The 13,055-nt window shown below is 27.8% G+C and carries 10 protein-coding genes; 9 read left to right on the top strand and 1 reads right to left on the bottom strand.

Annotated elements, in window-relative coordinates; all coding sequences use genetic code 11:
- Positions 1-137: 137 nt before the first annotated feature.
- The 9 genes from Q3223_RS03640 (at position 138) to Q3223_RS03680 (ending at position 12,269) form a co-directional block, all read left to right on the top strand.
- Positions 138-599, top strand: coding sequence for a MarR family winged helix-turn-helix transcriptional regulator (locus Q3223_RS03640; protein ID WP_054270680.1), 462 nt, complete (start codon positions 138-140; stop codon positions 597-599).
- Positions 600-666: 67 nt separating this feature from the next.
- Positions 667-2,913, top strand: coding sequence for an ABC transporter ATP-binding protein (locus tag Q3223_RS03645; RefSeq protein ID WP_074179746.1), 2,247 nt, complete (start codon positions 667-669; stop codon positions 2,911-2,913).
- The gene (locus Q3223_RS03650) at positions 2,906-4,738 is read left to right on the top strand and encodes an ABC transporter ATP-binding protein (protein ID WP_054270678.1); all 1,833 of its coding nucleotides are present in this window, start codon (positions 2,906-2,908) and stop codon (positions 4,736-4,738) included. Before Q3223_RS03645 ends, Q3223_RS03650 begins: the two co-directional genes overlap by 8 nt.
- A 638-nt stretch (positions 4,739-5,376) precedes the next feature.
- The gene (gene hflX / locus Q3223_RS03655) at positions 5,377-6,642 is read left to right on the top strand and encodes a GTPase HflX (protein ID WP_176702534.1); all 1,266 of its coding nucleotides are present in this window, start codon (positions 5,377-5,379) and stop codon (positions 6,640-6,642) included.
- A 673-nt stretch (positions 6,643-7,315) separates the two neighbouring features.
- Positions 7,316-7,807 (top strand): MarR family winged helix-turn-helix transcriptional regulator, encoded by a 492-nt coding sequence (locus Q3223_RS03660; RefSeq protein WP_054270676.1) that lies wholly within the window; start codon positions 7,316-7,318, stop codon positions 7,805-7,807.
- 50 nt (positions 7,808-7,857) lie between these two features.
- Positions 7,858-8,397: a flavodoxin domain-containing protein gene (locus Q3223_RS03665; RefSeq protein WP_407811661.1), complete on the top strand. Its 540-nt coding sequence runs from the start codon at positions 7,858-7,860 to the stop codon at positions 8,395-8,397.
- A 290-nt stretch (positions 8,398-8,687) separates the two neighbouring features.
- Entirely contained in the window at positions 8,688-10,052 is a 1,365-nt protein-coding gene (locus tag Q3223_RS03670; protein ID WP_223152882.1) for an aldehyde dehydrogenase, read from the top strand.
- Positions 10,053-10,201: 149 nt separating this feature from the next.
- Entirely contained in the window at positions 10,202-11,368 is a 1,167-nt protein-coding gene (locus tag Q3223_RS03675; RefSeq protein WP_054270673.1) for an AI-2E family transporter, read from the top strand.
- A 118-nt stretch (positions 11,369-11,486) separates the two neighbouring features.
- Entirely contained in the window at positions 11,487-12,269 is a 783-nt protein-coding gene (locus tag Q3223_RS03680) for an alpha/beta hydrolase family protein (RefSeq protein ID WP_054270672.1), read from the top strand.
- 118 nt (positions 12,270-12,387) lie between these two features.
- Here the strand turns inward: Q3223_RS03680 and Q3223_RS03685 are convergent, their stop codons facing one another.
- Positions 12,388-13,041: a TetR/AcrR family transcriptional regulator gene (locus tag Q3223_RS03685; RefSeq protein ID WP_054270671.1), complete on the bottom strand. Its 654-nt coding sequence runs from the start codon at positions 13,039-13,041 to the stop codon at positions 12,388-12,390.
- Positions 13,042-13,055: the final 14 nt, after the last annotated feature.

Genomic DNA, 13,055 nt, shown 5'->3' on the forward strand with positions numbered 1-13,055 from the left:
AATTATAACTAAACTATACGAAAACATTTAATAAATGAAATTTATATGAATTTTTTATAAATATATTGAAAAAAAGTATATGATATAGTAGAATAACACTTAGCCGACTAAGTAATATAAAAATAAGGAGGGGAAGTATGAATAATAATTCTGAAGAAAAATTGAATGATGTTTTCTTGCAATTAATGCGAATATATTTTATAAGAACTCATTTTTATTTTGATAAATTAGGCTTATATCATGGTCAGCCACAAATACTTTTTTCACTAAAGATGAAGAATGGGCAAAGTCAAAAAGAATTAGCAGATAAAAGAAAAGTAAAAGCATCCACTACTACAGTTATGATAAAAAGAATGGAAAAAGCTGGACTCGTAGAAAGAAAACAAGATGAGAAGGACCAAAGAGTGTCTAGAATTTTTTTGACAGATAAAGGTTTAGAAACATGTAATAAAGTTGAAGAATTTAATCAGGAATTAGAAAGAGAATTCTTTTTAGGATTTAGTGAAGAAGAAAAGATAGTACTTAGAAGACTCCTAATGCAAGTAAGAGATAATTTAAAAGCAGGATGTCATAAACATGAGGATGAAAAATATTTTTAAATTTTAAAATAATATTTTTCAATTTAATGTCATTAGACTAATTAATATTACAGAAGGGAAGAAATGTATGTTTAAATTAATTAAATATTTAAAGAAGTCAGCATTATCAATAGTGGTAATAGTATGTCTATTGGTAGTTCAAGCAGTATGTGACCTTTCTTTACCAGAATACACATCCAATATAGTAAATATAGGTATACAACAAGGTGGAGTAGAAAACTCTGTTCCATCTGTGATTAGAAAGGGAGAGTTAGATAAAATTACTTTATTCATGGATAAAAGTAGTAAGGATAAAGTATTAGATAACTATACTTTATTGAATAAAGAAGATTATAGTAAGTATAAAGATAAGTATCCAGGTCTAAAAGATGAATCTCTTTATGAGTTAAATACTAAAGATGAAGATACTATAGATGATTTAAATTCTATCTTTGGTAAAGCCATTTTAATAGTAGCAGGACTTGAAGGTGATAGTAAAGAAGTAAAAGCGATGAAAGCTCAACTAATGAGCCAACTTCCACCACAAGCTACTCAAGGTGGAGATATCGATATGTTTAAGTTGTTATCTGCAATGCCAAAAGAGCAATTAGAAACATTAACTAAAGAGATGAGTAAAGGTTTTGAAGGTATGCCAGAAAGTATGATAACACAAAGTTCGGTATCATATGTAAAGGCAGAGTATGAGAAAATAGGTATTGATACAGAAAAAACTCAAAATAATTATATATTACTTACTGGTGCTAAAATGCTTGGTATAGCTATGGTTAGTATGGTAGCTACAATAACAGTAGGATTCTTAGCAGCAAGAGTAGCAGCAAGTGTTGGTAGAAATCTAAGAAGTGGAGTTTTTAGAAAAGTTATGTCATTCTCAAATACTGAGATGAATGAATTTTCTACAGCTTCATTAATTACTCGTAGTACAAATGATATTCAACAAATTCAAATGTTGATGGTTATGTTACTTAGAATAGTATTCTATGCACCTATAATGGCTATAGGTGGAATAATAAAAGTTCTAAATACAAATACTTCAATGGCATGGATTATAGCAGTAGCAGTAGTTGCTATTTTATCATTAATAGTAGTATTATTCTCAGTGGTTATGCCTAAGTTTAAACTAGTTCAAAAGCTTGTTGATAAGTTAAACTTAGTCAGCCGTGAAATAATAACTGGTATACCAGTCATTAGAGCTTTTAGTACTGAAAAACATGAAGAAGAAAGATTTGATGAAGCAAATACAAATTTAACTAAAACAAATCTTTTTGTAAATAGAGTTATGACATGTATGATGCCTGCTATGATGCTTATAATGAACCTTATCACAGTTCTTATAGTTTGGAGAGGTGCATATAGTGTTGATTCTGGGGCAATGCAAGTTGGAGATATGATGGCATTTATACAATATACAATGCAGATAATAATGTCATTCTTGATGATATCAATGGTATCTATTATGCTTCCAAGAGCATCTGTTTCAGCTACACGTATAGATGAAGTAATAGTATCAGATATAAGTATTAAAGACCCTCAAAAAACAGAAGTGCAAGAATTTAAAGAAGATAAAAAAGGTCTTGTTGAATTTAAAAATGTTTCATTTATGTATCCAGATGCAGAAGAACCTATATTGACAGATATATCTTTTACAGCAAAACCAGGAGAAACAACTGCATTTATAGGAAGTACTGGTAGTGGTAAGTCGACTCTTATAAACTTAATTCCTCGTTTCTTTGATGTTACAGAAGGAGAAATATTATTTGATGGAGTTAATATAAAAAATGTTTCTCAACATGACTTAAGAGAGAAAATTGGGTATGTACCTCAAAAAGGAATATTATTCTCTGGTACTATAGAGTCCAACTTAAAATATGGTAGAAAAGACGCAACAGATGAAGAAATGAGAACTGCAGCTGAAATAGCTCAAGCTACAGAATTTATTGATTCTAAACCAGAAGCTTTCAAAACTGAAATTTCTCAAGGTGGAACAAACGTATCTGGAGGTCAAAAACAAAGACTTTCTATAGCAAGAGCAATAGCAAAAAATCCAGAAGTGTATATATTTGATGATAGTTTTTCAGCTCTTGACTTAAAGACTGATGCAGCTCTTCGTAAGGCTTTAAAATCGCAAACTGCTGAAAGTACAGTACTAATAGTTGCACAAAGAATTAGCACAATCCTACATGCAGAACAAATAGTTGTTCTAAATGAAGGAAAAATAGTTGGAATAGGAACACATAAAGAGCTTCTAAAAAATTGCGAAGTTTATGAGCAAATAGCTTTATCACAACTTTCAAAGGAGGAGCTAGATAATGAGTAGAATGGGAAGAGGCCCTATGGGAAAATCTATGGGAGCAGGTCAAAAAGCAAATGATTTTAAAGGAACTATGCGAAAACTAATTGCTTATTTATCTAAATTTAAAATATCAATAATTTTGGTAATTGTATTTGCTATTGGAAGTGCATCATTTTCCATAGTAGGTCCAAAAATCTTAGGTAAGGCAACTACAAAGATATTTGAAGGATTAGTGAGCAAAGTTTCTGGAGGTAATGTAGGTATAGATTTTAATGCAATTGGAAAAATCTTGGTATTTTTACTTTGCCTTTACTTGATAAGTGCATTATTCTCTTTTGTACAAGGATTTATAATGAGTGGAATTTCTCAAAAAGTATCCTATAATTTAAGAAAAGAGATTTCAGTAAAATTGGATAGATTGCCAATGAAATATTTTGATACTAAGACACATGGTGAAATATTATCAAGAATTACAAATGATATAGATACTTTAAGCCAAAGTTTAAATCAAAGTATGACACAACTTATAACATCAGTGACAACTATGATAGGTGTTTTGATAATGATGTTATCCATAAGTGGTATTATGACATTGGTAGCAATTTTAATATTGCCAATATCAATGTTTGTAATTTCGAGAATAGTAAAGAAATCACAAAAATACTTTAGGTCTCAACAAGAATATTTAGGAAATGTAAATGGTCAGGTTGAGGAGACTTACAGTGGTCAAACAATAGTAAAAGCATTTAACCGTGAAGAAGAAGTAATAGAAGAGTTTGATAAATTAAATGATAATTTGTATAATTCAGCATGGAAATCTCAATTCTTATCAGGGATAATGCAACCACTTATGATGTTTATTGGAAACTTAGGATATGTAATGGTTTCAATCTTAGGAGGTTGGCTTGCGATTAAGAAAACAATTGAAGTTGGGGACATACAATCATTTATACAATATGTAAGAAACTTTACACAACCTATGACTCAGATTGCACAGGTTGCTAACTTGCTACAATCAACAGCAGCAGCTTCTGAAAGAGTATTTGAGTTTTTAGAAGAGGAAGAAGAAGACCAAATTGTTGAAAATGCAGTTTCAATAGATGGTTTAGAAGGCAAAATTGATTTTGAAAATGTCAACTTTGGATATAATTCAAACAAGACTATAATAAATGATTTTTCTGTAAATGTTAAACCAGGCCAAAAAGTTGCCATTGTTGGGCCTACAGGAGCAGGTAAAACTACAATAGTTAAGCTCTTAATGAGGTTCTATGATGTTAATAGTGGTGCAATACTGATTGATGGTCATAATATTAAAGATTTCAATCGTAGTGAACTCAGAGAAATGTTTGGTATGGTTCTTCAAGATACATGGTTATTTAGTGGTTCCATTATGGAGAATATAAGATATGGTAAATTAAATGCTACAGATGAAGAAGTTATAGAGGCAGCTAAATCTGCACATGTTCATAGATTTATCAAGACATTGCCAGATGGATATAAGATGAAACTAAATGAAGAAGCAAGTAACGTTTCTCAAGGTCAAAAACAATTATTGACTATAGCTCGTGCCATTTTAGCTGACCCTAAAATATTAATATTAGATGAAGCTACAAGTTCTGTTGATACTAGAACAGAAGTATTGATTCAAAAAGCTATGGATAATCTTATGGAAGGTAGAACAAGTTTTGTTATAGCTCATAGATTATCAACTATACGTGATGCTGATATGATTCTTGTTATGAATGAAGGAGACATAGTTGAACAAGGAAATCATGAGGAACTTCTAAAGAAAGGCGGATTCTATGCCAATCTTTATAATTCTCAATTTGAAGAAGATGAAGCAATGTAACAAAAAATTGTTTTAGAACAGATATGTAATTTATTAAGATAAGCTAAATAGATAAGATTATATTTTATAAGTATAGTCTTATCTATTATTTTATGTCTTTACAAAGTATGTATTTTATTATACTATGTAATAAGGAAAATGTTGGAGGTGGTTATCAAAATGTATATTTAATCGTATTCTTTAAATTTTATTATAAATAAAATTTAATTTTAATAGTTGTTGATTGTATAAAAGTGTATATTTCTATTACTTTTATTAATCATGTAAAAACTACTTAAATTTAAGAATTGGGTTAAATATAATATGATAATTACATGTTAGTCAATTAAATTGGCATATTTTTAATATATATTTAGAATTTTAATCCTTCTTATGATATAAGTAGCTTGTTTGTATTACTTAGATTTGTAAGGAGTTTTTTTATTGAAAAAACTACATAATATAATTGAGAGGGGGTGTATGAAAGTGATTTTTTCTATAAGATTGAGAAAATAATGCACGATTATGGTTATTATAATGTTAAATTAGAAGTGTCATTTAAGGATAAAATAAAGGTATAATTCTTAATGAATTTAATTATAGAGCCATAATCTCGTGCTATATATTAAATAAAAATAGCAGATAAGGAGAATATGGATATGGCGAAAAAAGGAATAATAGTAGGACTAAACATAAATAATAAATCTGAGGATTTTAATGAACTGATGATTGAACTTAAAAACTTGTGTTCAGCATGTGATATTGATGTTGTGGGAAGTATAATTCAAAATGCAAAGCAAGTCAATAGAGCATATTACATTGGTACAGGTAAAGTCGATGAGTTATTAGACTTAATAAAGAAAGAAAATACAGATATAGTAGTATTTTACAATGAACTTTCTACATCACAACTCAAAAACCTTGAAGAAAAATTTAATTGCGAAATTATAGATAGGACAGCATTAATACTTGATATATTTGCACAGAGGGCAAAAACTAGAGAAGCTAAACTTCAAGTAGAAGTTGCTAGTTTAAAATATATGTTACCAAGGCTTATAGGTTCAAATGAAAATTTAGGACGCCAAAGTGGTGGTGTTGGTACTAAAAATAGGGGTTCTGGTGAGAAAAAGTTAGAACTTGACCGTAGAAGAATAGAAGAAAAGATAACTTTTCTAAATAAAGAGCTTGATGATTTAAAATTTCAAAGAGAAACCCAAAGAAGTATGAGGAGAAAATCAAATCTCCCAAATGTTGCTTTAGTTGGGTACACAAATGCTGGGAAATCTTCAATCATGAATAAATTAGTGGATACATTTAAAAATTCTGAAGAAAAGAAAGTTTTTGAGAAAGATATGCTATTTGCTACGTTAGAGACTTCTGTTAGGAATATAGTTCTTTCAAATAACAAAGAGTTTTTATTATCTGATACTGTTGGGTTTGTAAGCAATCTTCCACATGACTTAGTAAAGGCATTTAGGTCAACTTTAGAAGAAGCATGTGAAGCAGATATATTATTACATGTTGTTGATATTTCAAATCCAAGCTACAAAAATCATATTAAAGTAACTGAAGATACTTTAAAACAGATAGGTGCTGATTGTATACCTATGATAAATGTATACAATAAAGTTGATTTAATAGGTGAAGAAGTTTTAAATAATATTGTAGACGATATAGATGGAATCTTTGTTTCAGTAAAAAAAGATATAAATATGGACAAAATGATAAAATGTATTTGTGATAGTATATTTAAGGATTATATAAGATGTAAGATTTTAATCCCATACAGTGAGGGTTATATAGCATCTTATTTTAATGATAATGCAAGCATAATAAGTACAGAATATACCGAAGAAGGAACCGTTTTAGATGTTGAATGTAGTGATATAGAGTTTAATAAGTACAGAAAATATGTTTTAGAGTAGATTTTAAAAAATTAATATAACTTAAAATGTATTTAATGCAAATAGTTTAAATATGAGTTAAATTATACTCATAAAATATAAATATATAAAAAGGGTTCTTAAGAACCCTTTTTATATATGATAATTGTTCTATGAAAAATCAAAACTTACATTATGATTATAGAAAATACAGGTGTATTTTACTATTCATATATAACATACATATTTTTTTGAATGATTCATATGCAATATAACTATTAAATTAGTATATTTGTCATCAATAGGAGAAAGTGATAGTAATTAATATATATTATAATATGTATATTCAATACATTTTTTGGAAATTATATTTATGATGTACTGTGGAAAATATGAAAGAAAAGAATATAATAACATATTATTTGATTAAACAAAGTATTGAGAAAAAGGCAATCTATAACCTAAATAATAATAACAATATTACTGTGTTTACACAAAAAAATTGTACAACATTTTAGATTGTAAAGTAAAGAATTAAAATAACTAATTACAATAGCAAGTTGTAATTAAAATTCCGTGATATAATGAATAAAGAAGCAACAAATATAAAATTATTGACATAATAGTAATTAGTTACTATAATAAAAAGTAACTAATTACTATTTGTAAATAGTGATGGAAAGTTTGAGGATTAGCATATAGAGAGGGACAAAAAATGGATATAGAAACTTTAATGAAAAAAATTGTGGTGGATGATGAGAGTAGGAAACAAGCTATATTTGCAAATCTATTTGTAATGCAAAATAAACTTCAAACTGCATGTGACAAGTTAGACCCAGAACTTACAATGAAACAATGGTTACTTTTAGCACTTGCAGAATCTATAGATGAGACTGTGACATTGACTAAGCTTGGAGAGCTTATGGGATGCTCACGACAAAATGTAAAGAAATTAGCTGTTGCTTTAGAAAAAAAGGGGTTTGTACAAATTGAAAAAAATGAAAAAGATTCAAGAGCTACTTGCCTTTTAACAAAGGATAGAGTAGAAGAGTATTCAGAAAGAGTAAGAGATATGCAAATTAAAGTATTAGAGCTTTTATTTAAAGATTTTACAGAAAAAGAGGTAGAACAATTATTTTCTGGGATTATGAAATTAAGCAGAGGAATTGAGTATGTAAGAGATTATGTAGAAGACAATAATTTATAAGATAGAAAAGTAAAAAATCAACTTGGTATGGCATCAAAAGGAGATAATTTATGAAAAATACAGTAGTGATTTACAAAAGTAAATATGGAGCAACAAAAAAATATGCTAAATGGCTTTCAGAATTATTGATTTGTGATAGTTTTGAGATTAAAGATATAAACATAGAAAAAATTATGAAATACGATACTATTATCTTAGGAGGAGGTCTTTATGCTTGTAATATAGCAGGGATTTCTTTTCTAAAGAAGCATTATGAAGAATTAAAAGGAAAAAATCTAATAGTTTTTGGTGTAGGAGCATCCCCATATAGTGATGAAGTATTAAAAAAATTAAGAGAAGCTAACCTTAAAGATGAATTAAATGAAATTCCTTGTTTTTATTGCCGTGGAGAATGGAATGAAACAAAAATGTCATGGTTAGATAGTGTACTTTGTGGTTTTTTAAAAAAAGCTATAGCCAAACAAGAGCGTAAAGGACTTAAACCAGCAGAAGCGCCATTGTTGTCAGGAGAAAGTTTTGAATGGTGTGATAAAGAATACTTAAAGCCAATACTTGAATATTTAGACAATATTAAAAGTATAAATTTATAAGTATCTTTAAATATGAGATGTTATAAAAATACATTATAGAATATTTACAAAATAATTTTATGAATGATAACCTATAATTTGATTGTTCATTATAGTGTTATAATTTAAAAATCATTCAATTTTAAAATATGATTACTAGCCTACTTATTTAATTAAAGGGGCTTTTTTTATTGATAAATTTATGTTATATTTATGTGAATTTCTTAGAATATAAATTGGTAAAATAAAAGTATATAGAATTTTATCTACAATATAAAATAGAAAAATTCTTCAAGAGGGGATTTTAAATAATGGATATAAATAAGTTAGTGATGCTTCAAAGGCAATATTATAATACAGGAAAAACAAGAGATATATCATTTCGCCTAGAAAAGTTAAAAAGATTGAAGTCAGTTGTATTAGAAAATGAAGAAAAAATACTTTTGGCATTAAAGAAAGATTTAAATAAGTCAAATTTTGAAGGTTTTATGACAGAAGTAGGTATGTTTTATAGTGAACTTGATTTTGCTATAAAAAATATAAGAAAATGGGGTAAGACAAAAAGAGTTAAATCAAGTATGGTTAACTTTCCATCTGTATCTAAGATTATTCCACAACCTTATGGTGTTACACTTATAATGTCACCTTGGAATTATCCGTTTCAATTAGCACTTATACCATTAGTATGGTCAGTGGCAGCAGGTAATTGTGTTATATTAAAGACATCTGAATATTCTGTGTCAACATCTGGTATAGTTAAAGAGATAATTGAAAAGATTTTTTCAAAAGAGTACGTTGCAGTTGTTCAAGGTGGTCAAGAAGAAAGTGAAAAATTATTATTAGAAAGGTTTGATTATATATTTTTTACAGGAAGCACTAATGTTGGCAAAATAGTAATGAAATCAGCATCAGAGTATTTGACTCCTACAACTTTAGAACTTGGAGGAAAAAGCCCTTGTATTATTTTAAAAGATGCAGATATAGACCTTACTGCAAAAAGGCTTACATGGGGAAAACTAATAAATGCAGGGCAAACTTGTGTAGCGCCAGATTATGTATTAGTACATGAAGATAGGAAAGATGAATTAATAGAAAAAATAAAATACTATATTATTAAGTATTTTGGAGATAATCCATGTAATAATGAACAATTTCCTAAAATTATAAATGAAAGACATTTTAATCGCATAGTATCTCTTATCGATATAGATAAAGTAGTATATGGTGGAGATTATAATAATGAGAAATTAAAAATAGAGCCAACTATAGTAAATGATGTTACTTGGGATGACAATATAATGAAGGAAGAAATATTTGGACCTATATTTCCTATTTTAATTTATAAAGACTTGGATGAAGTTGTACAAGAAATTATACAAAGACCAAATCCATTGGCACTTTATATTTTTACAAAAGATAAGAAGCTAGAAAATAAAATTTTAGAAATGATTCCAGCAGGTGGATGTTGTATCAATGATACAATTACACATATAGCTACAAATTACTTGCCATTTGGTGGAGTTGGTGAGAGCGGAATGGGTTCATATCATGGAAAAGCTGGGTTTGATACATTTACTCACTATAAGAGTGTCTTAAAGAAATTAAAATTAGATATTCCTATCAGATATGCACCATATAATGATAAATTAATTAAGATTCTAAAAAAAATAATGTAGATTATATTGTAAAAAGATGAATATAAATAAAATTGAGAACTTGTATTCTAATTATACTTTATAGAATTTAAAATTTTAATTTGGTATATTTGTTATAAAAGTAGTGATTTTGTGATAAAATTTAGTTATATAGAAATAAGGAGGAAAAAATGAAAATTAATTGGAATACAAAGTACACAACAATAGCAATTTATACATTTATAATAGCTGCTTGTAGTATTATATTTTATCTAGTATCATCACAAATCGATGTGTTTTCTAATAATTTAGATGCTATATTTACAACTTTACAGCCTTTTATAATAGGATTTGCTATTGCATATCTTCTTAATTTTATTTTGAAATTTTATGAAGATAGAGTTTTTATAAAAAGTGAGAAATTAAAAAACCTAAAACAAAAATCAAAAAGAGGACTGGGTCTTTTATTAACATATGCAACAGCCGCATTGATACTTTACTTATTTATGTATTTCGTGTTGCCTCAAGTAATTGAGAGTATTGTTGGACTAGCAAATGATATACCTATGTATGTAAATAATGCAACTAAGCTTATTGATAAATTAATGACTGATTTAAATCTTGATGAACAATATTTTAATTTAGCAGTAGATAAATGGAATGAATTTGTTGCATATATTATAAAATTTGTAACTGATTTAATACCGATATTAGGAAATATGTTAAAGAATGTAGCTTCTAGTATATGGAATATTGTTTTAGGATTAATTGTTTCAGTGTATTTACTAATCGATAAAGAAAAATTCTATGGATTAAGTAAAAAAATAACTTATGCAGTATTTACAGAAACACAAGCTGCGAGAATTTTAGAATTGACTCATAGAAGTAATTATACATTTGGAAGATTTCTAGGTGGGAAGATATTAGACTCATTTATTATAGGTATTCTAACATTTGTAATACTTACAATAGTTAAAATGCCATATACATTATTAATATCAGTTATAATTGGTATTACAAATATAATACCTTTCTTTGGACCTTTATTTGGAGCTATACCATCAACACTAATAGTATTGTTTGTATCTCCTATAAAAGCTTTATGGTTATTGTTAATTATATTAATAATACAACAAATAGATGGAAATATTATAGGGCCTAAAATACTTGGAGATTCAATTGGTATATCTGCATTTTGGATTTTATTCTCATTGTTGGTTGCAGGAAAATTATTAGGGTTTGTTGGAATGGTTATAGGAGTTCCAATGTTTGCTGTAATTTATTCTATAATTAAAGATGTTGTTGAAGGTAAATTGGATAAAAAGGGATTACCAACAGATACCTCCGATTATATGTAGCCAAAACAGATATTATGTGTAATTAAAAATATATAAATTAAGAAATCTTTAAAGCACTGAGAAGCTTAAACTCTTGGTGCTTTTTAGATATAAAATCATTATAGAAGAGGTGTTTTTTGTGGCGTTTATAGAATGTAAATTTAAATCTAAATATACAGGAGGAGAAACTGATGTAATTGTAGTTTTACCTGTAGCAAATGGAAAAGAACTTTTTAGTGGTAAAGAGATATATGACTTTGAGGGTAAGTTTAAAACATTATACTTATTTCATGGTTTAGAAGATGACCAAAGTTCATGGATTAGATATACTAATGTGGAACATTATGCTAAAAATAAAAATATAGCTCTTGTAATACCAAGAGTAGAAACTAGTTTTTATACAGATATGGTGTATGGGCACAAGTATTTTACTTTTGTAAGTGAGGAATTACCTAAGTTTGTTAGAGCTATATTTCCTTTATCAGACAAGAGAGAAGATAATTTTGTAGCTGGCATGTCTATGGGTGGATATGGTGCGTTAAAGTTAGCACTTTCAAAACCAAAAGAATTTTCAGCAGTTGCAAGTTTTTCTGGTTCACCTGACATGATTCATGAGTTAGAAAATCAACAAATAGAAACTAATGCAGATATTCTATTTCATGATTTTGGAAGACCAGAGGATGCTAGAAATAGTGATAACGATTTACTTTACATACTTAAGAAACTTAAAGAAAGAAATGAAGATATTCCTAAAATTTATCAATTCTGTGGTGATAGGGATTTTTTATATGAAAATAATCAGACATTTAAGAAATATGCAGAGTCTTTAAATGTAGATGTTATATATGAAGAGTGTGTTGGAGGTCATGAGTGGCGTCTCTGGAATTTATGGATAAAGAAGTTTATAGATATGATTGTGTAGGTACTTATGGTATTAAGAAAAAATATTAAAAAATATCTTTAAATATAATAAAGACTGAAATCCTAAAATCTAATTATGATTCTAATATTTCAGTCTCTAAAAGTTCAATAAAGTTTTATTAAGTTCTTATACGAGTTATTATTGGTGTGAAGTTATCAACTATATCTATATAGTATTTACTCAATTCTTCTAAAATATCTTCACATAAATCAGTGCTATGACCAAGGTTAATGAGGAATTGTTTTGTAAAATATCTTATTACAGCTTGAGAAGATATATCATACTTGTGTGAAATATAAACCCTAATTATCTCAGGTTTCATGGCAAGTATACCAATACAAGAAAGTATTAACTCGTCATGTTCTATAGATTCTTTATCATTAACATATCTCTTCATTACCATTTCAGTTACACTTCGTTGATAGCTTAAAATAGCTTCTTCATAAGCTATATCTAAATAAAAATTCCTATACGCTTCATTTTTTAGAAGAAAACAAAGGTCAGCGTTCATGGCAAGAAAGAACATCATCATAGTACCTTCTTCATGATAATTATAGATTAAAGACTGCATTTCGTCTCTTATATCTTCATATATTATAGCCCCTATTTCGCTTTTACTTGAGAAGTAATAACTTATTAGACCTAAATTTATATTAGCTCTTTCTGCAATTTGCCTAGTTGTCGTTTTATGATAACCTTGTTCAAAAAATAATTCTCTAGCAGCACTTACAATACTAGCTTTTGTCTCTTTTCCTTTTTCTGATTTTGACATATTTACTGTATATA

It is taken from the genome of Clostridioides sp. GD02367 (assembly GCF_045900275.1).
GTDB lineage: Bacteria > Bacillota > Clostridia > Peptostreptococcales > Peptostreptococcaceae > Clostridioides > Clostridioides difficile_A.